Annotated in this window: 20 protein-coding genes and 1 tRNA gene; 7 read left to right on the top strand and 14 right to left on the bottom strand. The window is 32.4% G+C overall.

Annotated elements, in window-relative coordinates; genetic code table 11:
- The first annotated feature begins 214 nt into the window (after window positions 1–214).
- On the top strand, window positions 215–2,761 hold the full coding sequence (locus LNQ34_RS13320; RefSeq protein ID WP_230000112.1) for a TonB-dependent receptor: 2,547 nt from the start codon (window positions 215–217) through the stop codon (window positions 2,759–2,761).
- Between the two features lie 167 nt (window positions 2,762–2,928).
- On the opposite strand, the gene LNQ34_RS13315 is transcribed toward LNQ34_RS13320, so the two are convergent.
- The 3 genes from LNQ34_RS13315 to era all read right to left on the bottom strand — a co-directional run bounded on the left by LNQ34_RS13315 (window position 2,929) and on the right by era (window position 8,452).
- Window positions 2,929–5,679 (bottom strand): outer membrane beta-barrel protein, encoded by a 2,751-nt coding sequence (locus tag LNQ34_RS13315; RefSeq protein ID WP_230000111.1) that lies wholly within the window; start codon window positions 5,677–5,679, stop codon window positions 2,929–2,931.
- A gap of 358 nt (window positions 5,680–6,037) precedes the next feature.
- Window positions 6,038–7,348 carry a ribosome biogenesis GTPase Der gene (gene der, locus LNQ34_RS13310; RefSeq protein ID WP_202702673.1) on the bottom strand — a complete coding sequence of 437 codons (1,311 nt, stop codon included), beginning with the start codon at window positions 7,346–7,348 and terminating at the stop codon, window positions 6,038–6,040.
- Window positions 7,349–7,570: 222 nt separating this feature from the next.
- The gene (gene era / locus LNQ34_RS13305; RefSeq protein ID WP_230000110.1) at window positions 7,571–8,452 is read right to left on the bottom strand and encodes a GTPase Era; all 882 of its coding nucleotides are present in this window, start codon (window positions 8,450–8,452) and stop codon (window positions 7,571–7,573) included.
- A 149-nt stretch (window positions 8,453–8,601) separates the two neighbouring features.
- On the opposite strand from era, the gene LNQ34_RS13300 reads away from it, so the two are divergent.
- A tRNA-Met gene (locus LNQ34_RS13300) sits at window positions 8,602–8,674 on the top strand.
- Window positions 8,675–8,772: 98 nt separating this feature from the next.
- Here the strand turns inward: LNQ34_RS13300 and LNQ34_RS13295 are convergent.
- On the bottom strand, window positions 8,773–9,096 hold the full coding sequence (locus LNQ34_RS13295; RefSeq protein WP_230000109.1) for a hypothetical protein: 324 nt from the start codon (window positions 9,094–9,096) through the stop codon (window positions 8,773–8,775).
- A 98-nt stretch (window positions 9,097–9,194) separates the two neighbouring features.
- Between LNQ34_RS13295 and LNQ34_RS13290 the strand changes: the two genes are divergently transcribed.
- The gene (locus LNQ34_RS13290) at window positions 9,195–9,407 is read left to right on the top strand and encodes a helix-turn-helix domain-containing protein (protein ID WP_230000108.1); all 213 of its coding nucleotides are present in this window, start codon (window positions 9,195–9,197) and stop codon (window positions 9,405–9,407) included.
- Between the two features lie 416 nt (window positions 9,408–9,823).
- Here the strand turns inward: LNQ34_RS13290 and LNQ34_RS13285 are convergent, their stop codons facing one another.
- From LNQ34_RS13285 to LNQ34_RS13265, 5 genes are all read right to left on the bottom strand, one after another.
- A complete protein-coding gene (locus LNQ34_RS13285; RefSeq protein ID WP_230000107.1) occupies window positions 9,824–10,963 on the bottom strand; it encodes a tetratricopeptide repeat protein in 1,140 nt (379 codons plus the stop codon).
- Window positions 10,964–11,257: 294 nt separating this feature from the next.
- Complete coding sequence (locus tag LNQ34_RS13280) at window positions 11,258–12,169, bottom strand: hypothetical protein (RefSeq protein WP_230000106.1); 912 nt, start codon at window positions 12,167–12,169, stop codon at window positions 11,258–11,260.
- Window positions 12,170–12,334: 165 nt separating this feature from the next.
- Entirely contained in the window at window positions 12,335–13,513 is a 1,179-nt protein-coding gene (locus LNQ34_RS13275) for an immunity 26/phosphotriesterase HocA family protein (protein WP_230000105.1), read from the bottom strand.
- A 490-nt stretch (window positions 13,514–14,003) separates the two neighbouring features.
- Window positions 14,004–14,408 (bottom strand): hypothetical protein, encoded by a 405-nt coding sequence (locus LNQ34_RS13270; RefSeq protein WP_230000104.1) that lies wholly within the window; start codon window positions 14,406–14,408, stop codon window positions 14,004–14,006.
- An 801-nt stretch (window positions 14,409–15,209) separates the two neighbouring features.
- Window positions 15,210–15,818: a DUF6896 domain-containing protein gene (locus LNQ34_RS13265; protein ID WP_230000103.1), complete on the bottom strand. Its 609-nt coding sequence runs from the start codon at window positions 15,816–15,818 to the stop codon at window positions 15,210–15,212.
- A 472-nt stretch (window positions 15,819–16,290) separates the two neighbouring features.
- Between LNQ34_RS13265 and LNQ34_RS13260 the strand changes: the two genes are divergently transcribed.
- A complete protein-coding gene (locus LNQ34_RS13260; RefSeq protein WP_230000102.1) occupies window positions 16,291–16,791 on the top strand; it encodes a GNAT family N-acetyltransferase in 501 nt (166 codons plus the stop codon).
- A 184-nt stretch (window positions 16,792–16,975) separates the two neighbouring features.
- Here the strand turns inward: LNQ34_RS13260 and LNQ34_RS13255 are convergent, their stop codons facing one another.
- From LNQ34_RS13255 to LNQ34_RS13245, 3 genes are all read right to left on the bottom strand, one after another.
- Entirely contained in the window at window positions 16,976–17,821 is an 846-nt protein-coding gene (locus LNQ34_RS13255) for a hypothetical protein (protein ID WP_230000101.1), read from the bottom strand.
- A gap of 72 nt (window positions 17,822–17,893) precedes the next feature.
- A complete protein-coding gene (locus LNQ34_RS13250) occupies window positions 17,894–18,730 on the bottom strand; it encodes a hypothetical protein (RefSeq protein ID WP_230000100.1) in 837 nt (278 codons plus the stop codon).
- 79 nt (window positions 18,731–18,809) lie between these two features.
- Entirely contained in the window at window positions 18,810–19,661 is an 852-nt protein-coding gene (locus tag LNQ34_RS13245; RefSeq protein WP_230000099.1) for a hypothetical protein, read from the bottom strand.
- Window positions 19,662–19,762: 101 nt separating this feature from the next.
- Between LNQ34_RS13245 and LNQ34_RS13240 the strand changes: the two genes are divergently transcribed.
- The 3 genes from LNQ34_RS13240 (at window position 19,763) to LNQ34_RS13230 (ending at window position 24,420) form a co-directional block, all read left to right on the top strand.
- The gene (locus LNQ34_RS13240) at window positions 19,763–20,050 is read left to right on the top strand and encodes a hypothetical protein (protein WP_134151013.1); all 288 of its coding nucleotides are present in this window, start codon (window positions 19,763–19,765) and stop codon (window positions 20,048–20,050) included.
- A gap of 10 nt (window positions 20,051–20,060) precedes the next feature.
- Window positions 20,061–22,547 (top strand): Hsp70 family protein, encoded by a 2,487-nt coding sequence (locus LNQ34_RS13235; RefSeq protein ID WP_230000098.1) that lies wholly within the window; start codon window positions 20,061–20,063, stop codon window positions 22,545–22,547.
- Window positions 22,548–23,106: 559 nt separating this feature from the next.
- The gene (locus LNQ34_RS13230; RefSeq protein ID WP_230000097.1) at window positions 23,107–24,420 is read left to right on the top strand and encodes a M20/M25/M40 family metallo-hydrolase; all 1,314 of its coding nucleotides are present in this window, start codon (window positions 23,107–23,109) and stop codon (window positions 24,418–24,420) included.
- A 142-nt stretch (window positions 24,421–24,562) separates the two neighbouring features.
- Here LNQ34_RS13230 and LNQ34_RS13225 read toward each other — a convergent pair whose 3' ends face one another.
- A complete protein-coding gene (locus LNQ34_RS13225) occupies window positions 24,563–24,838 on the bottom strand; it encodes a hypothetical protein (protein WP_230000096.1) in 276 nt (91 codons plus the stop codon).
- A 209-nt stretch (window positions 24,839–25,047) separates the two neighbouring features.
- Window positions 25,048–25,689, bottom strand: coding sequence for a hypothetical protein (locus LNQ34_RS13220; RefSeq protein WP_230000095.1), 642 nt, complete (start codon window positions 25,687–25,689; stop codon window positions 25,048–25,050).
- Window positions 25,690–25,829: the final 140 nt, after the last annotated feature.

Below are 25,829 nucleotides of genomic sequence, written 5' to 3'. Positions count from 1 at the left end.
TATATATATATTTGCAAAAAATAATTAACAAATCATTTACTAAAGTTTTAACTATGAGAGTACATTCACAACCAATCGATGTATCGAAAAATCTTTTGCAAAGAAATTATATTATTCCATTCACAACTGTGAACAACTATTCTTCTACAATGTGTATGTGTTGGTAAAAAAAATTTATTTTAAATTCTACTAATCACATATACTTAATGTAAAAATGAAAAATTCGACAAAAAATATACTTACAATCTTATCTTTTTTAACTTTCTCCATATCCTTTGCACAAAACATTGAAGGTGTTGTTAAAACAAGCGAAAACATCCCTTTAGAAGCGGCAAACATTGTTATAAAAGGGACAACCTCAAATACTACTTCCGACCAAAACGGAAAATTCAGTATCGACAGCAGAGGAAAACTTCCGTTAACCTTATTAGTTCAATATGTAGGTTATAAAACCACTGAGATCGAACTTACCGATTTACCTATAACTCCCCTGCAAATAACCATCAAAGAAGAAAACGAACTTATTGAAGTAGTGGTTTCTTCTCGACGCAGAATCGAAAAAGTTCAGGACGTGCCAATCGCTGTATCGGTAATTACCGGTAAACAGGCAGAACAAACCGGAGCTTTTAATGTGAACCGAATTAAAGAACTCGTTCCTTCTGTACAATTATATTCTTCAAATCCGAGAAATACAGGAATCAATATTCGTAGCCTTGGTTCTCCTTTCGGACTTACTAACGATGGTATTGATCCAGGTGTTGGTTTTTATGTAGATGGGGTTTATTATGCCCGTCCGGCAGCCACTACTCTTGATTTTATCGACGTAGAACAAATTGAAGTATTACGCGGACCACAAGGATCTTTGTTTGGTAAAAATACTACCTCTGGTGCTTTTAATATTACCACTCGCAAACCAAGTTTTACTACTGGTGCTGATTTTGAAGTGAGTTACGGAAATTATGCTTTTCTTCAGGCGAAAGCATCCGTTACCGGAGCATTGGGTAAAAAAGTAGCGGGTCGTATCTCCTTTTCAGGTACACAACGCGATGGTTTGATCGACAATGTGGCTACGGGAAGACCTACAAACAGTTTAAACAATCAGGGAATTAGAGGGCAATTGCTTTTTACTCCGTCAGAAAATACTAATATTATTCTGGCAGCCGATATCACAACGCAACGTCCGGATGGATACGCGCAGGTTGTAGCCGGTGTTGCGCCTACACAAAGAGCTGGTTACAGACAATTTAATGCCATCATTAAAGATTTAAATTATCAGCTTCCAAGCCAAAATGCTTTTGACCGAAAAATCGATCACGATACCCCATGGCGTTCAGGACAGGACATGGGAGGTATTTCTCTTAACGTTGATACTAAAATTGGATCAGGAACACTTACTTCCACTACCGCATGGCGTTTTTGGAACTGGGATCCATCAAATGACAGAGACTTTACAGGATTACAAGTTTTGGCTAAGTCTCAAAACCCAACCAGACAGACTCAATTTACACAAGAAGTACGTTACGCAGGTCAACTAACTTCTAAACTTAGTGGTGTTGTTGGTGCCTTCTTTATTGATCAAACTTCGCAAACAAACGGAACAGAAGAATCCGGTAATGCTCAATGGAGGTTCTCACAAAGCAGTACCAGTCCGCTATGGAAAACTCCGGGACTTTTTGAAGGATACGGAATTAAAACAGATGCCAGAATCAGAGCTTCCAGTGCTGCTGTTTTTGGTCAGGTTGACTGGGCAATTACTGAGCGTTTACATGTATTGCCGGGTGTGAGATATAACTTTGACAAAAAAGATGCTCACTACAGCCGTACGACTTACGGTGGTCTTCAAACTACTGATCCGGCTTTACTGGCACTTAAAAAATCGGTTTACTCGGACCAGTCTTTTGCTTCGAATACTGACAATACCGATTTCTCAGGAAACATAACAGTATCTTATAAAGCATCTGATAAAATCAACGCTTATGCTACTTACGCTAAAAGTTACAAACCGGTGGGTGTAAATGTTGCAGGGCTTCCAACAGATTCAAAAGGACTACCATTATTGGATCTTGCAGTAATCAAACCAGAAAAAGTAAATCATTATGAAGTTGGAGTAAAAACTTCTCCGTTCAAAAATTCCATCTTTAATCTGACTTTCTTTAATACGGAAATCAAAGACTTTCAAACCAATGTTCAGGCAGCCGAACTTGGTGTAAACCGTGGTTATCTTGCCAATGCTGATAAAGTACGCGTAAGAGGTGCTGAACTTGATGCCAGTTTTGTTTTTAGCCAGCACTTGACTGTGAATGCAGCCGCGACTTATACAGATGCAAAATATGTTAAATTTACCAATGCACCACTTCCGTTAGAAGAAACGGGAGCTCCCGTAGCTTTTAAAGATGTTTCAGGAACAGAATTACCGGGTGCTTCAAAATGGGCAGGATCACTAGGGGGTGAGCTTTCTGATAATGCAAAATTCTTCGGAAACAAAGGAAAAATCTTCTTAGCTGTTGATTCTTATGCACGTTCTGAATTTTCATCAAGCCCTTCTGCTTCAAAATACTTAGTGGTTCCGGGATATGCTATTTTTAACGCTCGTTTAGGATTCCGCGCGTCAGACGGACTATCTGTTCAGTTCTGGGGTCGTAACTTATTAAACAAAGATTACTATGAGCAATTACTGCCTGCCGGTGGAAATTCCGGACAATATGCCGCTGTACTTGGTGATCAAAGAACTTATGGTATTACTTTAAAATATTCATTATAACCAGTTAGTTAATTTTATACACTAAACGAGGCAGGTTTTTAAAACTTGCCTCGTTTTTTTTATTTCTAAAATTTCAAACTCCAAATTCCAAAAATCTAATGTCTAAAAATCCAGCATCCTAGCTGTCTTTCAAATAAAAACCATTATTGTCTTGTTCCGCCTGGAAATCAAAACTCTTCTCTTTGCCTCTTCTTTTTCCCTTTTTCAGCAGCAAAATTTCCTATTTTATAACTTACGGAGAACATGATATAACGCTTTAAAACAGTGTTTTCTTCATCACGGATTGATGTTGCCGAAATCGACGTCGTCGCGCTTTGATTTTGGTTTAGAACGTCGTAAACTTTTACTTTAGCATATACTTTTTTATCCAAGAAACCGTAGGACAAACTGGTATTCCACAGATAAAAATCTTTTTTGAAATTACCCGAAATGCTTGAATTATAAGTGTAACCAAAATCATTTCCAAAAATCAGATTTTCTGGCCAATAACTTGTCGTCTGTAAATTGATTCTGTGTACCACATTTGAACTGGCATCTCTTGAAGAATTCTCGTACTTGGTTTCGTTATAAGATAAACTATAAGATGGTGAAATGATTAACAACTCACCGTATTCATAGGTAAAATTAAGCTTTGGAGTAATTGCTGTTGATTTTGCATTGTACAATACAGCATTGGTAAATCCTTTATCAAAAGAATAACTTGCATTTAATCCCAAACCATATCTAAAAAGGTGAGCATCTCTTTTTACCGACTGATTCCAGTTACCACCAATCGAGGTCGTGTAAGTTCCCGAAATATTGACATAAGTAGTTGTTCTCTTTCCACTATCGTCATAAACTGAAGTCGAAACCACATCGTTGTTATAATAATCTCCCCTTACAAACAAACTGTAACCGGAACGCGTACGGAAATCATAGTTCCTGAAGCTAATATTAGCACTATTTTTCTCAATAGGAATCAAATCAGGATTTCCGGTAATCGTATTCAACGGATTCGTTAAATTTAAAACCGGCATCAACTGAACGGCCGTAGGAAGCGCATTGGAATAATCGTATTTGAATGACAAATTTTTCGAACGGCTAAATTTGTATCGAACCTGAAAATCGCCATAAGGCAAAGCATATCGTTTGTTCAAATCGGTAGCATTGTTCAGGTATAAAGAATGATTGTCAAACGCTACAATGGCAGTTCTACTGCTTAAATTAACCGTAAATTTTCGCTTTTGCCAGGTTAATCCAACTTTCGGACTGAAGGAATTTTGTTTTGAAGTGGTATAATTGGTTAAAGATTCATTCAAATCCGAATACGTTTGTGTTGCATTGTCAAAATCGAATGTTTTTGCCTCTTTGACCTCTTTATTCCAGTCAAAATTTGAACCGAATCTTAACCTCAGTGAATCTGTCACCGGCTCGGTATACTCAAGTTCGAGAGAATAAACATCACTTTTGTTGTTGTTTAGGCTTTTTTGATTTCTATCGTCATTAGGTTTGCTGTCCTGATAAAAAATAGTTTGAGAGAGATTTCGAGCCTCGCTATCTGTACTGGTGTTATTACTGTCAAAAGAAAGATTAAAATTACGATAATCCTTCTTGAAAGCTTTATTAAAATTGATGGTATTCCCCAAACTCGTATTGGTACTTTCCGAGTAGGATTTGGCGCTGCTTTCATTTAAAGAATTTCCATTTTCATCTTCCGAAAAACTTGATGAAGACGAGTTATTATTCGAACGGGATTGATTGACTTTTGGCGTTATGACCAATCGGGTTGTGGGATCAATTTTATACTCCAGTTCAAAATTTGCGTTGTTTCCGGTATTTTCATTTCTGGTTTTAGAATCGGCCGAAGTGGCAATATTTCCGGTGGGCAAAAAACTCACCTGATCTGACTTGCTGTCATTAGTATTAACGGAATTCGAGAAATTATAACTTCCCATTCCCGACCAGCTTTTCGACCAATCATCGGAGTAATTAAGCCCGACTAAATTCGACTGTGTGATTCCTTTACCACTACCTGAACTAGTATTTCCCTTACTGTTTCGTCCGCCTCCCATCGTATCAAAAACCTCGTCCATTGCAAAACTTGTGGAATTAATATTATTGGAAGAGGCCAAAAGACTTATTTTCTGTTTGTTATTAAAAAAATTCAGGATCAGGCTGCTTTCATAGCGATCGTCAGAACCATAGCCACCCAATATTTTCCCAAAGTATCCTTTGTTTTTCTTTTCGTCGATCGTAATGTTGATGCTTGAAAAATCTGAAGTCGATTCCTGCCTGGAGAGTTCTTCTTTTTTTGTTTTAAAATCAGACACCTGAACCTTTTTGATTATTTCCGCGGGCAGATTCTTTAAGGCAATCGCGCCGTCTTTGTCAAAAAAAACTTTGCCGTTAACTAAGACCTGATTGACTTCCCTTCCGTTTACGGTCACTTTTCCGTCGGTTCCCACATCAAAACCCGGTAATTGTTTCAATAAAGTCTCTACATTGGAGTCCGGACGGACTTTATAGGAAGCCGCATTAAATTCTAGCGTGTCTTTTTTAATGGTAATGGGCGGTGCTTCGCTTTTTATCACGACATTTTTTAAGGCGTTTACGTTTTCAAGCAAATACAATTTCCCAAAATCCTTACTCTCCTGAATACTCTTTTCTTCTTCAAAATAAGGCTGATATCCCATATAATTAACCTTCAGAAAAACAGGTTTATCATACTTTTTAGTGGTAATGCTAAAAGCTCCATTTTTATCAGTTGTCGCATATTCGATTACGGTAGAATCTTTAACCGTGGTAAAATAAACCGTTGCCAGCTCAAGCGGCAATTGCGTATTGATATCTACTACGGTTCCTTTAATAACAATATCATTCTGCGCGCTGGCCGCATAACAAAAAAGAAATGTAATCAGGAAATATAAATATTTGGTCATGAAAATGGTTCGTTTGAGACAGTAAGACTCCATAAGAGCTAAAAGGTTTATTGTGAACGAAACATTCGGTCAAATAGTATACCACTAAGCCTAACAAAAATAGTTCGAATTAACTCGTTGAATGTAATTTTAAAAACATTTTTAACACATAGGAACATAGTTTTTTTAGATCTAAAAAGAGAACAAAAAAGAAATACATTTCTCTCATATAAGAAGTTATGTGTATTTCAATGAAGTGAAACGCCTGTTTTTATGCATATAGAACCTCTGTTCCTATGTGTTAAGATGAATTACCCCAAACAAGTTCAAACTAACAACAAGGCATAAAAAAAGTCCTCTTTTAGGAGGACTTTTACTTTTATTTTTCTCTGATATAAATATCGATTGGCACTCCTGCGAAATCCCAATTTTCTCTAATTTTATTTTCCAGATAACGTTTGTAAGGTTCTTTAACGTATTGTGGCATGTTAGCAAAAAACACAAACTGAGGTGTTTGCGTTGGCAACTGCATACAATATTTAATTTTCACATACTTTCCTTTTGTTGCCGGTGGCGGATAAGCTTCAATTACTTTCAACATGTATTCGTTGAATTTTGAAGTAGCAATTCTTTGTTTTCTATTTTCAAAAACCTGAACTGTAGCTTCCAATGCTTTCAACAAACGTTGTTTGGTTAAAGCCGAAACGAATAAAATTGGCACATCAGTAAAAGGCATTAACTCTTTTTTGATTTTCTCTTCATAATCACGTGTCGACATGGTGTCTTTTTCTACCAAATCCCATTTGTTTACCAAGATTACAACTCCTTTACGGTTTTTCTCAGCCAGCCAGAAAATACTCTGATCCTGTCCTTCAAATCCGCGGGTTGCATCGATAACCAATATACAGATATCTGCATGCTCGATGGCACGAACCGAACGCATTACAGAATAAAACTCTAAATCTTCCTTCACTTTAGCTTTACGACGGATTCCCGCAGTATCAACTAGGTTAAATTCAAAACCAAAACGATCAAATTTTGTATCAATTGCATCACGGGTCGTTCCTGCAATATCGGTTACAATATAACGATCCTGCCCGATCAAAGCGTTGATAAAACTTGATTTACCGGCATTCGGACGTCCTACAACTGCAAAACGAGGCAAATCTTCTTTAACCTCAACTTCCGGTTTCTCCGGAAATGCATCAATTAAAGCATCTAACAAATCTCCAGTTCCACTTCCTGAAATACTGGCGAATGTGTAATAATCTCCTAAACCAAGATTATAAAACTCAATCGCGTCTTTCTCACGCATGGCGTTGTCTACTTTGTTTACTGCCAATAAAACCGGTTTTGTTACTTTACGCAACAATTTAGCCACCGTTTCATCCATTGGGGTAATACCTTCTTCAACATCCACAACAAAAATAATAACATCGGCTTCGTCGATAGCCAACTCTACCTGTTTACGGATTTCACCTTCAAATACGTCATCAGATCCGCGAACGTATCCACCGGTATCAATCACAGAAAACTCTTTTCCGTTCCACTCGCTTTTACCATAGTTTCTATCACGGGTAACCCCAGATACTGAATCTACAATAGCTTCTCTTCTTTGTATCAGCCTATTAAAAAGGGTTGATTTCCCCACATTAGGTCTTCCTACTATCGCAACAATGTTATTATTCATTTTTTTGAATTTTAGATTTTGGACTTTAGATTTTAGATTTTTAGTTTCCTAAAATTCTATCCCTTATAAATACAAAATGCTTTATTTTAATTTTTTGCAAAGGTAGTTAAAAAAAGTTGCTGAGAGGCTAAGTTTCTAAGTACCTAAGTTTTTATATTTTTAGTCGCAGTTTACAGTCACAGTTTTCAGACTAAGACTGTAAACTGCGACTGTAAACTCTTTTTACTGATTATACCCGAATCGTTTCAGCATATTGGCATTACTTCTCCAGTTTTTGTTCACTTTCACGTAAAGTTCGATATGAATTTGTTTTCCGAAGAATTTCTCTAAATCTATTCTGGCATCCATTCCCACTTTTTTCAAAGCAGCTCCTTTATGTCCGATAATAATTCCTTTTTGTGTATCGCGCTCTACCATAATTACCGAACGGATACGGATAATTTTTTCATCTTCAAAAAATTCTTCTGTTACGATTTCAACCGCATACGGAATCTCTTTGCTATAGTTCAATAAGATTTTCTCACGAATAGTCTCGTTCACGAAAAAACGTTCCGGTTTGTCTGTCAATTGATCTTTTGGATAATAGGCAGGTGATTCCGGCAACAATTCGATGATTCGGCTAAAAACTTCCGGTACATTAAAATTCTGTAAGGCCGAGATTGGGAAAATTTCAGCGTTTGGCACTTTGTCTTTCCAAAAAGCAACCTGCTCTTCTAATTGTTCCTGATTGGAATTGTCGATTTTATTCAACAATAACAAAACCGGAATTTTAGCAAAGATGATTTTATTAAAGAAAGCTTCGTCTTTTAAATCCTGCTCTCCTATTTCGACCATATAAATCAAAATATCTGCATCTTCAAAAGCCGATTTTACAAAGTTCATCATCGACTCCTGCATTTCATAAGCCGGTTTTATAATTCCGGGCGTATCTGAAAGTACCAACTGAAAATCTTCGCCATTTACGATTCCTAAGATTCTATGACGTGTTGTTTGTGCTTTTGAAGTAATGATCGATAATCTTTCTCCAACAAAGGCGTTCATCAATGTTGATTTTCCAACGTTTGGATTCCCGATGATGTTTACAAAACCTGCTTTATGTGACATTTGTGTATTATTTAATTGTACTGAGGACCATTTGACCCAAGGGTCTCGGGTGCAAAGGTAGTCATATCAACTCAATACAGAAAATAAAACATTTTTTAATCTTTTCGTTGGATTTCTCAAAAAACGGCGTATCTTTGCACCCGAAACATCGCGGGATAGAGCAGTAGGCAGCTCGTCGGGCTCATAACCCGAAGGTCACAGGTTCGAGTCCTGTTCCCGCTACTAACACAAAGCTTCAGAGAAATCTGAAGCTTTTTTATTTTACACACTTTCTAACTTTTTCATTCCACAACTTTTACTACACATTTGCACTTTTAATCTTATTTAGAAATAAGAACTTCATTGATTTCGCTTAACAAATCAAATTCATCATTAGGAAAAAGTTGCAAAGCTACCTCTAAAATAATCCCCACATCTATAGCCGATGGTTTAACCGTTTCTGAAATTTTACACTCATCCTGATTCAACGCTAAAACGCATAATTTAAGCATGTTTGCAATAACACAACCTAATTCAGAGTAATTCAGCACTTTGATTTCAGTGGTATAATACCCCGTTTTGTCTTTAATTGGTTTTAATGTATTTAAATAACCATCTGCTAATCTTTTGATATACTCTAAATCTTTATTTTCATTTGTTTTCATCGTACATTTTTTTGTTAAGTTTTTAAAGTTATCATATAAGATAACCTGTTTACGCAAATATATAACAAAATTTGAATTATCATAAAAGATAATTCACTTTGAAACATTCATTACAACAAAAAGTCGGAAAACGAATTCAAGAAATCAGAATCCAGAAAAATTTTTCTCAACAGGAACTAGCCTCAAAATGCAATTTTGAGAAAAGCAATATGTCCCGATTGGAAAACGGAAATTCTAATGCGACACTTTCTACTCTAGAAAAAGTATGTGACGCATTACAAATTGATTATATTGAATTATTTAAATTTTAAAAGCATATAACATTTTATTCACAATACCCGCTACGCAAAGTCTCCTGACTTTACGTTTTTAACTTTTAGTTCTCATAAACCTTAAACCCGTATAAATCTCCTGACTTTTCTTAATTCTATTTATATTAGTAGTCGTTTCCAAATTACATCTTCTACAAGAAAACTTAATCACTTTGCGGGTGCGAAGTCAGAGACATTCGCACAGCTCCTCATAAGGAACTTTTCGGAGAGCGGGAACAAAGCTTCAGAGAAATCTGGAGCTTTTTTGTTTTGCTCACGAACGGGACGCTCGAGCCAGCTGGGAGATTGAACAATCTATTTTTTCATTTACCAAATCATCCCAAATGCAAAACCATCTTTCCATTAAACCTATTGCCAAAATCCGTTGTAGCAACTGTTATGCCCAGTTATTCTCGTTATTTAGTAGGTTTTGAAGTTGCCGTCGGTTTAACTTTTTCTTCAAGAATATCTATTACACTTTTCTTCAAATCATCATATTTTAAGTTGTCATTAAAACCAATGTTAAATGTTGAATGTGTATCTCCTTTTGTTCGGCAGAGTAAATATTTTACCCCACCTTGCTCTACTGAAATTGGAGAATATTCTGTTTGAATTCTATATTCAACTTTATCGTTTTGATTTACAACATAGAACAAATGTTTGTTATATATGTCTTTTGAACCTTCTTCATATCTTTCGAAAGCTTGGATTAATTTGTCATTCCATTTGAATTGATCGAAACAAAACATATCTTTTAAATTGTCTTTTAGTTGTTTTTTCTTGTGTGCTTCATACAGTTTGTCTTTGTATGGTTTTGCTTTGTCATACTCTTTTCTATAGTAATATATTTGAATAAGTTTAGCATAAGTGTGATAGTCTTCTGAATCTAATTGCAAAAGTTCAACAAAAGCGGGTTCAGCTTTTTCATAGTTACCTTTTAGAGATTCAAGAAGTCCAATATTAAATAATGCATTTATGTATGAATTAGATTTTTTGTCAATTTTTGATTTTGCTATATAAAATGCCTCTAGAGCTCTATCGTTATTTTTCTGGTCAGAATAAATTTGAGCTATAAACGAATAAGGTCTATCGGGGCAATTCTTTTGTTCCGTCGCCTTTTTGTATGCTTCTAGTGCTAAGTCTATTTTCTCTAAATTATAATAGGAATCTCCAAGTCCGCTATAAAACTCTGCATCATCCGATTTTAGATTAATTGCTGATTGAAAACTTTTTACAGCATCATCATATTTTTGCATATAATTTAAAGTGGATGCCTTAATATAAAATGACGCAGGATCTTTCGAATCTTTGTCTATGGAGAAATTCATAAACGTAATACAGTTATTATCGTCTTCTTTCATATAATAAGCTAGTCCAATATAGTACAATGATTTTGCTGAGTAGTCTTTAGATTTAGAAGCGTATTGCTCAACAATTTTGTCGAATTGTTTATTGTCAGATAAAGTTTTTAGCTCTGTAGTTAGTTTGTCTTGAGCAAAAATTGTCAAGTTAAAAATTGTCAGAATGAGTGTTACTAAAATGTTCTTAATTTTCATTATGTGTTATTATGTTGTTATTTTTATAATTGGACATAACGTCCCGCTACCCCGCTACGCAAAGTCTCCTGACTTTGCGTTTTTAATCTTTAGTTCTCATAAACCTTAAACCTGTATAAGTCTCCCGACTTTTCTTAATTCTCTTTATATTAATGGTTATTTCCAAATTACATCTTCTACAAGAAAACTTAATCACTTTACAGGTGCGAAGTCAGAGACATTCGCACAGCTCCTCATAAGGAACTTTTCGGAGAGCGGGATATTGACTAAAGTTGGCGGTATGAATATTTTAGGCTACTCTAAAATATATCCCTCCGTTATTTTTTGAAGGTTTAAAACTTCTTTATTTTTTAATAAAAGGTATTTATCTAAAAAAATAAAATAATTTTTCAAATATGCAGAGACTTTCGGTTTAGTAATTATCTCGCGCATTTTTTCCTTACTTGTTTTTTGAAAGTCGTAGCCATAATTATTTAAAAAAACAATTATTGTTAAGTGAAGCATATGCAATCTATCCCATCTCTTTCTATCTTCAAGAGGAGATAAACCATCAAAAAATCTGAATAATATGGATAAATTTTGTTGATTTTCTGGAAGCTCCTGAATAAAAACAGTATATGTTTTTAGATTGTCATTTTCAATTACACAATCAGACCATTGTTCAAAATATACTCTAAAGAAATGATCCTTCATTCTATTTCCATCAGCTTTTTCGCCTTCAATTAAAGCTAGATCACAAAGAATTTCCGGAAACACATTTAGAAATTTTACAAATTCTAAATCCTCTTTTGATGCTATTGTTGTATCTAAATAAATCATTTCTTTTTGAATCTTTTTGATCCAAGCGAAAAGCACTAATGTTTTATAGACAAAAGAATGATAATAATAATATTCGTTGTTATAGTCTCTGTCTCTTTTTAACCAATTTTCTTGATGATTTTTGGTCAAATTTTTACAACGATGATTAAAATCTTCACAAGCATTTATAAAATGAATTTTATACTTAGCTAAAGTTTCTTTTATTTTTTTACCTTCATTGAATTTGTGTTCAATTTCTAATTTTCGCTGAAGAAGTTTATTTTGAAAATAATTTTTAAACCAATTAGTTATAAAAAAGGTAAGAATAGAAACTATTATACTGATCCAAGCAACTTGATAAGCACTTAGTGAATAGTTCTCAACTAAAATTTTAATCGGTTCATCCATAAATTATAAAGTCCTGTTTTTTTTTAGCCTTGCTATTAATACCCAAATTTACGCAATTATGTTATCCTTCAATTCTTACATGCATAACTTCCTTGAAAATAATATAAAAGATTACTCCCCACTACCTAAAGTCTCCCGACTTTTCTTAATTCTCCGTTGTAGCTGTTACCACTCGTTTTTTTGTAGATTTTCTGAATACAATTTATTTGAATCAAGTTCAAAAAAATCAAATATTTCTTTTTTAATTTCCCTATTTATTGGATTTCTTAAATCAGTATCACGACCATAAAATTCTTCATTCCAATATGATTGATTTGAATTTTCTGATATTGCTTGTAGTAAACTTGACTTATTAAAATCTAATCCAAATTGAATTGATTCATTTCTATATGGATTGAATTTTAAGCATTTATCCCAATCTCCTTTAGGATCTGGGTTTGGTATTTCAATGTATTTATAAAATTTATCTCTTTTAGTTTCTTTGTATATTTTACCATACTGTAAATAAACAGTATCAAAATCACCATAAGAAATACTTCTCGCATATGAAATTGGAAAATCTATTTCCCAATCTTCTAATGGTAAGTTTCCGATTATTTCAAAATCACCATAATATAGTAAATTGTCCATAATATATTGTGATGGTAAACTTTTCAAAAATTTCAAATAAGTTAAATCTATTTCTTTCGAATTCTGAATGATATGATATATTTTAATAACTAAAGGTTGTGTCATCAAGTTCGAGAAGCCATAATTTTTATTTGTTTTAAAATTTGGATTTTTTCTTATTTTTCTAATATCACAAATTAAACGACCAAATCCGAAGTTTCTCCTATCAACTTTGTAAATAAAAAAATCACCTTCTTTTAAATTTATTCGTTTTCTTTCTTCGGTTGCTATTTTTTGTAAATCGTTTAAATCACTTTCGGTTGTATTTGATATATAATTGTCTAACCAAAGAGGCAAATCCTTAATACTCTTAAATCTAATATTTTCAAAACTTGTAGAATAATATGTTTTCTCTGTTGAGTGATTTCCTATAATAATTCCTGCAATGTTGAAAGTAAAATACATACCAATTCCGTTTCTAGCTTCTAGAGAAGAAAAGTTTAATTTTTTCTCTTTTCCTCTGCTCGTTTTAGGTAATAATATTGTTCGATTTACAGTTTCTTCTTCTAATTTGATTTCTTGATAGGAATAATCACCCACACTGATTTTTTTTCGGATTGTATTGCCATCAAAATAGACGAATATTTCTTTAGTGATTTCTACTTTTTCCCAATTATCAGGAACAATTTCAAGACCTAAATATTTCCTTTGGTGATTGTTTAATTCAAATTTCATCAGTTTTTCCTTAAAATTAGTGGTAACTTATATATGTATGACAAACCCACACAAACTCATCCACATTTAGTAGATATGTGTGATAAATTTCACACATTACTTATTTTCAAATATATATTTTTTTCACTACAAACCATCAAAAGGACTTTTAATTTGATTGATGCTTTTTGGCACTTGTGTGATTGGCTATACAAACAAAAAAAGAGAAAAAATTAAGATGTGCATGCTAAAATATTGTAATAATCCTGGATAATCTGGTTAGATATTTGAATGCTTCCCGCTACTAACGCAAAGTCTCCTGACTTTGCGTTTTTAACCTTTAGTCCTAATAAACTTTAAACCAGCATAAGTCTCCTGACTTTTCTTAATTCTCTATGTATTAATAGTCATTTCCAAATTACATCTTCTACAAGAAAACTTAATCACTTTGTGGGTGCGAAGTCAGAGACATTCGTACAGCTTCTCATAAGGAACTTTTCGGAGAGCGGGGTTAAATTCTATCTTTAAATAGCCCATATAATAATATAAAACTTAATGTTGCAAATGAAATTACCAATGACAATGTTATCGTTTCTTCCGTTAAAAAACTGTATTCTTCAATTATTTCGAATAATTCATATATTACATAGGCAATACTCACTATAAGTAAAAAGATATTACCATAGCGAAGTGTTTTTTTTAATCTAAATTTAGTTATATCAGTTTGCTTATAAACGGTTAAAAGAATTGAAGTGATTATTGCAAATACATAAAAAAGATAATTTGTATTATTTGGATCACTATTATGACCACCCATTCCAACTAAAAATTCTGCCATAATAAAAAGTAGAATACTTACAATCAATATAAAACGATAAATAATAAAACTAAATTTAAATATTGAGTTGGCTTTCATAAAATAATTATATTGTTTTTGGTTGTGTTAGTTTTGTGAATTCTCAGTTTTTTGGTTAACTGTCACATACCGTTCTGGTACTACAGCGGGTTTGGGACTAAATTAAACCCTATTTTAGGATTTGCCAAATCATCCCAAATACAAAACCAACTTTCCATAAAGCCTATAGCCTAATCCGCTGTAGTAGCTGTTATGCCTTCGGTTATTTCGCTACAATTATTTTCGGTTACAATTTTCGGTTTCGCTTCCACACTGATTAAGCAGAAAATATTTTTTAATGTTCTTTGAAATATATTAAAAGTAGTTTTAGTGTAAGTTCAAATTGAGCTTACTCCTCCTAAGAGTTTCAGCTCGGTTTGTTAGTTTTTAAATCTGATTGTGATGTCAAATTTAATCTTTACAAACTTCCTTACTTCTCTCAGGAGTAAGCTTACTCCAAAAATTGTCAACATAAAATGTGATTATTTTTTGTCGGTAAGCGACCAACCTTTTACGGTTTCCGATAAACACTTTGTTATTCACCAATTAATCAAAAGTAAAACAACAAGCCTTACTCTGGTTTTGATTAATTGTTACGTTAGTGGTCAGTTAACGCAGGTACTTTCAATATTTTTAATGAACTTAATTTATAATGTTTTGGTTTAGTTCGGTTTTTTAACTGAGGCATAACGTTCCGCGGCTTCATGCCATAGCGACAATTTAGTAAAAAATATTATACGAAAGTCGAAAATAGGAATGAACTAGGTATTTTCCAAGAAAAACAAAACAAGACAAGGCACTAAAACACTGTTATACAATGTTTTATTTTAATTTTAAAAGTTTCCAGAGATCAAATTTTCCTTTTTTTTCAACTTTTATTTTATCGTTTGACTTTTCTAATGGGTTTTCAAATGTGATTATTTCAACTTTATCCGGTCTATTTTTTACTACAGTTCCATAATGATTTGGCCAGTTTGAATTAATTTTCTCAAACTTACCAATGGATAACATTGTCTCTAGTATTGTTTTACCATCTTTGTAATTATCATTTATCACTAGTGGGATTGGAAAATATCCAGGAGTCGATTTTATGTATTGAGTGAAGAAATAAGGGTCTAGATCACCAAATTCTAATCCAAAGACAATAGGAACTTCAATATATTGATTTGTAACAACATTCTCAAAGCTACAGTGAAAACCATGAAAAAAGAATTTCCAGTTATTCATTTTTCCACCTTGTCCATTTTTCTGCCAATATTTGACGAAAGCTAAATAGGGAAGTTCATTTGAAATGTCAATCTTTAAAAACCCTTCTAACTCAAAGATTAATTGGGTAGCAAGTTCTCGATACTCTAAAGCACATTTCTCAAAGAAAACTTGATTTACTTCAACTTCTTCTGGAGTTATTAATTTTTTGTTTGAATTGTCCAATTTCTTTCTTAAGTGAATGTCGCCTAACGTCCCACTACTACAGCGAGTTTGGGACTAAATTAAGCCTATTCTTCGGATTTACCAAATCTTCCAAATACAAAATCATATTTAAATTAACCAAATTACCAGCTACGCAAAGTCTCCTGACTTTGCGTTTTTAACTTTAGTTCTCATAAACCTTAAACCGTATAAGTCTCCCGACTTTTCTTAATTCTCTATGTATTAATAGTCATTTCCAAATTACATCTTCTACAAGAAAACTTAATCACTTTGCGGGTGCGAAGTCAGAGACATTCGTACAGCTTCTCATAAGGAACTTTTTGGAGAGTGGGATTGTGCAAAATCATTAAACATTTTAAAAATCGAGAAGTTTTCTCTCTTTATTTTCTGTAAATTTGACTGTATGTACAAAAACAAATCTGCTCATAATTTTAGCAAACAACTTCTAAATTATTTATCTTAAATATAACCAATGTCTACTCTTTATCAAAGCCCAAGAATTATTATTCGCGAATTTTTACCTCAAGAGCAACAAACATTTTTAAATCTTTTTAAAGACAATCAAGTTACCCAATACTTGCCTGATACTTCACCCGAAAGATATGTAGAAATGTTTACTGAATTGCTTGAAAACTATGAAAAGAAAAATCTTAGTCGATGGGCGATATTTGACACTACAAATAATAATTTCATAGGAATGTGTGTTGCTCGTATTTTTACACATAACACAACCCAAATAGAAATTGGGTATGTACTCAGTAGGGAATATTGGGGAAAAGGTATTGCTACAGAAGTATGCAAAGCAATAACACAATATAGTTTTGCAAATACAAATACAAAAGAAGTTGTAGCCGTAACAGATCTCCATAACACCGGATCACAAAACGTACTGCAAAAAGCCGGATTTGAACGATTAAATAATCTGATAAGAAATGAAGAAGAGCTGGCTTATTTTAAGATAGGACGATTATGATCTTGCGGGTACGAAGTCAGAGACATTCACCTTTACTCTGGATTAGATAAAAAACTTTAAATTTATTCAAAGGAAAGCAGAGGTGAACTACTAAGAAAAAGCTTCAGAGAAATCTGGAGTTTTTTTATACATAAATTCTCCATTTCAGGATCTTATCTCTATTATTTGGCTCGTTACTTAAAAATTAATGATTGGAGCATTTAGCAAAAAGAGATACTATTTTTATAATAGCAAGTACTATAAAAAAGATAGTTTTTCCGGATAAACCTGACGAACTGTCTGATACGTTTTTGTCGTTACTATTAGAAAGAACAGCTTCTCTATTACTGGTTAAAATGTCTGTTAAATCAGGATCGTAAGCAACATATCCCTGCATCGAGATTATACAAGCCGAATAAAAATTAGATGATTTATTAACATTGTAACGCTCCGAAGCTATATTTACAAGACTTCTGATTTTATCATCCATCTCGATAGAACTGAAATAGGACAGCAAAACATAAAAACTTCTAAATTCGGCGTAGGGAATTGCCGAGAAACTTGGCGAGTTGATTTCTGTTAAATTTACAAGTATAAAGTCAATTTTCCCTCTTAGTTTTTTATTTAATTGAAAAAGTGCATCTTCAGGGAAATAGTCTTTAAAAGTAAAAATATCCGAAATGCAATCAAATTTATTCTCAGATAAATGCTGATCGAAAAACAGGACTAAATCATCATTAAGAAACTGATATATGAAGGACTGAATTTTTTCTGGATCATATTCTCTTTGAGGAGCAGGAAAATTATTCCTGGAGTAATTTTTTTTCGAAAAAAGATTATACAAAACTCGGTTTGAAACTATAAAATAGAGTTCGTCAAGATACTCTTTTAAAGCCAAAATCAGATTATTGGCAACATTAAGATCTATATCCGTATTTATTCTTTTCTCAATATTAATCTGTTTTTCTGTTCGGATTATGTCTTCTCGTGAAAATAATAGAATATTGTTTTTATCTATCTTTAATTCTTCAAATAATTCTATTATGTTCATGCTTAATCCTGATTTTAAAAAACAAACATAGTATTTTTAACTCTTTTTCAAAAGATGAGATAAAGAATAATTTTAAGAACATTTAGTTACCAAAAAAGGCAAAATAGCACAAATCACTGCAAGTATTATTTTCATAACTGGAGTTGCTGCGACATCGTCAGCAGATTCTCTTAACACAGACACAGCATCCCTATTTTTAGCAAGAGTTTCATTTATATTTTCATTAAAAGCAGTATAAAATGACATTGCTTCGATAACCGAAGTAAAAAAAACAGTATTCACTTTTTTATTATAAAATTTAATAACCAATGACAATAGATTACTTATTTTTTGATCCGATTCAATCGTTGCAAAATGAGATAATAAATCATAAAAAGTTCTGTATTTAATGTAAACGATATTTGAAACCTCGTTAGTAGTCAAAACAGTCAATTGAGAAACAGCAAAATCTAATTTAGAAAAAACAAGTGATGCCATTTTGTAAATAATCTCTTCTGGAAAATATCTTTTTAAATCTAATAGAAGATCAAGTTTTTCTAAATAGTGATACCAGCCTTTTGATAGTTTTAAACTGAAAAAAGAAATCAAATCTTCTGCCAAAAAAAGAGCTATAAAGTGTTTCATTTTTTCATTTGAAACAGTCAAATCATAATTTGAAAAATGATTTTTTGAAAAATTGTTCCCTGTGAAAAAATTAAACAAAATACGATTTGATAATACAAACAACAATTCTTCTTTGTATTCTTTCAATGCAAGAATTAAATTTTCACTTGTTTTAGAATCTATTTCCGGGTTTATTCTTTTCTCTACATTAAGCTGCTTTTCGACTCGCATTATGTCTTCTGTAGAAAATAATAGAATATGGCTTTTATCGATCTTTAATTCTTCAAATAACCCTATTATGTTCATTCTTAAATCTATTTTTAAAACACAAACATAATATTTTCAACTCTTTTGAAAAACATTCAACAAAAGATAAATTTTATTACTATTTAAGTTTGTACAAAACTATCATAAGAAAGAGAATGGCAAGCATTATTTTTATAACAAGATCTATTTTTGTATTCTCCTCTGTTTTTTTATTCTCATGTGTTTTTTTTGGTTTCATTAAAATTTCCCTACTTTCGATCAATAATTTGCTTATTTCTTCAATATAAGCCTTATAAGATGCCATTGATTTTAGAACAGAACTAAAAAAAATAGTATCCGTCCTTTTTGTATAATGTTCAGAAACCAAATTTAATAAAACAACTATTTTTCGATCTAATTCAAATGTTGTAAAATGAGATAGTAAATCATAAAAAGTGCCATATTTAATATATTCAATATTAGAAAAATCATTAGTAATAGAAGCAGTTAACTGAGAAATAGCAAAATCAAGTTTAGAATAAAGAAGTGAGCCCATTTTATAAATAATCTCTTCGGGAAAATATCTTTTTAAAGTTAAGAGAAGATCAAGGTCTTCCAGATCGTGTAACCAACCTTTTGAGAGTTTAAAACTGAAAAAAGAAATCAAATCGGCCGCTAAAAAAAGAGCTATAAACTCTTTCATTTTTTCATCAGAAACAGTCTGCTTATAATCTGAGAAATGTTTTTTGGAGAAATGATTATCATGTGTAAAAAAACTAAAAAGAATATGATTTGACGCTACAAACAGTAATTCTTCTTTGTAATTTTTTAATGCAATAATTAGATTTTGCCCTGTATTAGCTTCTATTTCCGGGTTTATCTTTTTTTCGAAGTTTATTTTTTTCTCAATTCGAACATAATCCTCAGCACCAAATGCTAAAATCTGATCGGTTTTTATATCTAATAAAGAAAATAATTGAATGATATTCATTGTATTATAAATTAATTAAGGCTTTGATAAAAAATAATATTTATACTTAATATCGTATTAAATAAATTGTAAATTGCTCATTCATGAAATCCAATTTTAAAATGAATGTAATAATAAACCAACTGTTTGAAATTGAAAAAAAAGCGTTAGAACAAAACTTCAACGGTTTCGAGCGCAATCTAAAAAGAATTTATAACGAATTGGAAGAAAAAGGATATAAAATTATAAATCCTTTGGGAACAAATTATGATGAAAGAGACAGCTCTATTGATGCCAATATTCTTAATTCAAATTCAAAGAAAATAACCAAAGTTATCAGACCCACAATTTACAAAACAGAAAACGACACCCTGCAACTGGTTCAAAAAGCAGTAGTTATAGTAGAATAATAGCATCATTATGAAGAATATCAATATCGGAATTGATTTAGGAACAACGAATTCAGGAATTGCAAAGTACGAAAATGGAAAAATCAACATTTATAAAAATCCTGTTGGATTCAAGGATACTATTCCTTCTGTAGTTTCGTTTCGAAAAGGGCGCATTCAAATAGGCGAAAAAGCAAGAGAACACAGCGCCACAAATGCCGAAAATGTATTCTCTTCTTTTAAACGAAAAATGGGATCTGATGAAGTTTATTTCATCAAAGATCTGGATAAAAATTGCAGTCCTGTTGAATTGTCTTCAATGGTTTTGAACGAATTAATTAATTTCGCTCAGGGGGAAAGTTTAAAATCTGCTGTCATTACGATTCCGGCCTCTTTTGATACGATCCAGTCTAATGCCACAAAAAAAGCTGGTTATCAGGCAGGTTTTGAAGAAATAGTTTTGCTTCAGGAACCTATCGCTGCTTGTTTAGCATATTCAAATTCCTTAAATATTGAAATTACATCCGATAAAAAATGGTTGGTCTATGATTTTGGAGGAGGAACTTTTGACATCGCATTAGTAAACATCAACGAGCGAGATCTCAAAGTATTTGATCATAAAGGCAATAATTTCCTTGGAGGCGTCGATTTAGATACGCTATTTGTAGAAAAAATAATATGCCCAAAAATCGAAAAGGAAACTCAGGAAAATAATCTTTGGTCAAAACTAACTTCTAAAGAAAACCCCGTATATAATAAACTTTTTTTTGAACTTCTTTACAAAGCAGAGGAAGCAAAAAAAGAACTTTCGATAAAAGAAGTCTCAAGTATTGAAATCGATTTTGATGAACTTTCAATCTCATTCGATCTAGATATCAGTCGAGCAGAATTGGAACTAATCATCCAGCCTAAATTTGAAGAATCTTTTCATTTAGTTGAAAAACTAATTACAGAAAATCATCTCACATTTTCAGATATAGAGCGTATTATACTTGTCGGCGGCACTACCTATATTCCTTATATACGTCAACAATTACAGGAGAGAACTCAAATTAAAGTAGAAACAAATTTGGATCCTACAACTGCAGTAATGATTGGAGCCGCTTATTATGCAGGTTCAAAACCGTCAGAATTAAGTAATCAAAAGATTGAAAACGACCCTGTATCTGAAGAAAATAGTATTCAGGTTGAGACCATCTACGAGCCACATTCAAAAGATACTGAAGAACTAATTGTTGTTCTTTTGGAAGAATCATTTGATGGTTATTACAGAATTACAAGAGCAGATGGCGGTTTTGACACTGGCCTGCTGAAAGCAAATAAAAAAATAGCAGAGTTTGTTCCCTTATTAGAAAAGACTACCAATCAATTCACACTATTTTTATTCAACAATCAGCAAAAACAAGTATTCAGCAACGCTAACATTAAAATCACCAACGGATTATACAGTATTCTAGGGCAACCTATTCCCAACGACATTTGTTTGGAACTAGACGAAGAAACGGGAAAAAGCCACATGGAAATTATCTTTAAGAAAAACGATATTCTACCTCTAAAGAGAACAATTTACAAAACTTGTTCTAAAAACATACTAAGAAATTCTGACCAAAAACTTATTATCAATGTAGTTGAAGGCAATGCCGGAAGTATGGTAGGCAGTAATATCTCTATCGGGTATATTGAAATATCCGGAAGTAATTTTGAGCAGGATCTTTTAAAAGGAATGGATATTGAACTGAATTTTAAAGTTTCGGAATCACGAGATTTAAGTATTGACGTTTATATCGGTGCTCTTGATTTAGAAATAAGTGAAGTATTTAATCCGCATCAAAGAAAAATTTCTATCGAGAAATTATCCTTGGAAATTAAGAATGCTTTAGATACAATTTTAGAAGAAATAAGAAGTGAAGAACAGAGCGAAAATTATGAATATTTAGCAAAGTTAAAAAGATCTGAGGAATCGTTGACCGTTCTTTATAATGAGGCATTGGAAAATAAAAATGATGCTATTACAGATAAAAAATATCAAATTGATGAACTGAAAAAAATCTACATTCAGGAATTTGATGATCTTATTCGACACAAACACATATTATCTGAGCTTGAAGAATACAATAACATAAAAGACAATCTTACTTTTTATATCGAAAAAGGTACTCCTCGTCAAAAAGAAGAGTATGGAAAGATCATAAAAAACGAAAAGGAAGTGCTGCAGTCTAACAATAAATATTTGATTCGAAAAAAGAAAAAAGAACTGGAAAACCTGTTAGAAAACATTTATCAAAATCAAGAGGAAAGCTACATAGATTATTTTTATTATTTTCGATTTGAAGACGCAGCTGTCTTTAAAGACAAATCGAAACACGGCGAATTGATACAATTAGGAGAAAAAGCAATTGACAATTCTAACTTAGTTGAATTAAAATCGATATGTCACCAACTCTATAATTTATTAATTGTTAAACCCAAAAGAAAGGATGACTTTAATACGTTTGACGGAAATCTCGGGATAAAATAACTTGTCGGGATATTTTCATAGATCTATAAAAGCCAAAAAGAACTATTTCTGATCTAATAAAAATAATATTCATATAATAGGCAACAATTAAATTAAGACATGCATTCTATAATACTATAATAATCTTCAAAAAATTGGTTAGGTATTTGAATGCTTCCTGCGACGAGAAAAGCTTCAGAGAAATCCGGAGCTTTTTTTGTTTTAGCACCCCACTACACAAAGTCTTCTGACTTTTCTTAATTCTATTTATAGTAATAGTCGTTTCCAAATTACATCTTCTACCAAAAAACTTAATCACTTTGCGGGTACGAAGTCACGGACATTTGCACAGCGTTGCAGATGAACACTTCGCATAGCGCAGACAACCTGAAAACAATTAAAAAAGCTGATAATCAAATTTTAAATAAAAATTATATTCTGGCTTTATGATCCCCATTTTTACTAATCTTGTTTAATAATGTTGTCTGTTTTTTTAATTAAAAACTTTTACCAACACTAAGTTTTGCAAATAAATAACATACTTTTGGATTAACTAAAACCTTATTTATAAAACTAAAATATGAGAAAAATTATTGTAAGTATGTTTGTTCTAAGTCAATGTTTTAATGTACATGGACAATCGATAGATAAAATTATTACGAACAAGGAGGTAACCCGTATAGAGAAAATACTTTCGGCTGATGATATGCAGGGCAGAAGAACTTTTACTCCCGGTATTGAAAAAGCATCCGCTTTTATAGAATCAGAGTTTAAAAAAATTGGCCTGCAAACTTTCAATGCAGCAGCGAATTACAGACAAGAATTCTCAATGACTGCCTCTAAAGCTGTTTCTTCAAAAATTACCATTGATAGCAAAGAAATAAATAACAATCAGGTTGTAACCTTCTCCTACCTTCCTCAGGTTTATTTAACCGAAAAAAGCGATGCTTCTGTTGTAAAAATCAATAAAGGGGACAACTTTGGCGAGAAATTTAATGAATATTATAAAAGTCCAAAAAATCTTTTGGTACTAGTTGACTCTTCATTTGATAAGATTTTACCAAATATTCAACATATTGACCGAATAACTTCTAATCCTGGAAACAATACAGTTATGTTTGTTTTTGGCACTACAGAAGCAACCACTTTTTCTGCTGAATTGACGAATACAATCTCCAAAAAAGCATTGAATAATATTGTTGGAATATTACCCGGAAAAACCAAACCAAATGAATATGTGATTTTCTCAGGGCATTATGATCACATAGGAACAGGCACTCCTGAAGAAGGTGCTCCACATCCTGCAACAGATTCTATTTATAATGGAGCTAATGATGATGCCGCCGGAACAACAGCAGTAATTATGCTTGCTAAATATTTTAAAAAACAAAACAACAACGAGCGTACTATTATTTTTACCACATTTACAGCGGAAGAATTAGGTGGTTATGGAGCCAAATATTTTTCTAAACAGCTTGCGCCAGAACAAGTGATTGCGATGTTCAATATTGAAATGATAGGAACAGAATCTAAATGGGGTAAAAACTCTGCTTACATTACAGGCTTCGAAAAGTCGAACATGGGGCAGATTTTACAAACTAATTTAACCGGAACAAACTTTAACTTTTATGCAGATCCTTATCCGGATCAACAATTATTTTACCGCTCAGACAACGCTACTTTAGCCAGACTTGGAGTTCCTGCTCACACCATTTCTACTTCAAAAATGGATAATGAGCCTACGTATCACACAGCCGACGATGAATTTGAAACCTTAGATATTGATAACATGACCCAAATCATAAAATCAATTGCACTAAGCTCTTCTTCGATTATTAGTGGAAAAGATACCCCTACAAGAGTCAATACTACTCAATTAAAACAAAGTAAGTAAATCATTGCACAGGTTCGAGTCTTCGTCGCGACGAACTCCTAAAAAAAAGCTTCAGAGAGATCTGAAGCTTTTTTGTTTTTAATCGTCCCTGAAGAAACTTTGTGTTCACGACTGGGAGAAACTGTTTTTAACAACATATATATTATTCTTCTGTGCCAATTTCATCAATTACTCTAGCAATCATTTTTTTCTTTCGAATTAACTTCAACCCAAATTTCATTAAAAAATAGGTTATCAAAATATAAAACAAAAAACAAATAAGAAATCCAATTGTGTAGCCTGGAGCGCCTACTACCCCATCTTCAAATTTTTTCTTGCAATTTTCAAATAGAATTGGGAATACATGTATCGCAGGAAAACAAAGTAAAATTGCAAATACTATTATTATAATTCCCGCTATCTTTTTTAAGATGTTCATTTATATTTTAAAGTCAAAGTTTTAAATATCTCTTACTAATGTTACCTCACTTTCCCTGGTGTCTTCCTGAATGCTATGCAAATGTATCTCACTTCGCAACATCTCTTAAAAACAAATCTAGATAAAAAAACGAAAACGTCATAAAGCCGCGCTCATGAAAGCTGGTGTAGCTTTTATTTTTCTTCTTCTAGTTAATCATTACTTTTAAATTATTTACTTTCTGATTCATTAGATTTTACCAAAACCAAATTATCTTTCTTTAAAACAAATGTATCTTCTTCTTCATAACTCGAAGATCTCTGAGTGCGCATGCTTGCACCAACTACTTTAAAGGATATTTTGATTGTATCACCTTTAGTTACAACATTTATGTAATCAAATGTTACCTGAGAGCTTGCCGTAAACGGAACAGCAGAACAATCTGCTAAACGCTCTAACTGTTTTTTATCATTTTTAAACCACTTTCTTAAAAAACTTAAATGTTCTTCTGAACATTGATAACCAATATTAAGTGCAGTATTAATTTTACAACTTAAATTATCACGTTTTTCATTTGGCTCTCCATCCCAATCACATTCACTTCCAATAAAGCTTGCAACAAATCCAAGGGCTGCTTTTTCAGGTTCAGAAATGTTTTTGGAATATTCTTTATTTATAAAAATTGTATTAACCGTGTCCTTTAATTCTTTGTCATATTCATCTTCTCTCCATAAAAATTTTACAGATTTGTCTGTTAATTTTATTGGAGTTTCGACTTTTAAAGCTTCAACTTTCTTATTTAAATTTTCTGATTCATTTTTCTTTGTACAAGACACTATTAAAATCAAAATAGTTAAGCTTAAATATTTCATTTTAGATTATATTTTTTTTTAATTCTTTAATATAAAAAACGGTTCCTTAATAAGCGAGCTGCCTCTCATCCGCTACGCAAAGTCAGGAGACTTTTCGCTTTTAACCTTTAGTTCTCATAAACCTTAAACCTGTGTAAGTC

Source organism: Flavobacterium lipolyticum (assembly GCF_020905335.1).
GTDB lineage: Bacteria > Bacteroidota > Bacteroidia > Flavobacteriales > Flavobacteriaceae > Flavobacterium > Flavobacterium lipolyticum.
This window is presented reverse-complemented; position numbering and strand designations above follow the sequence as displayed.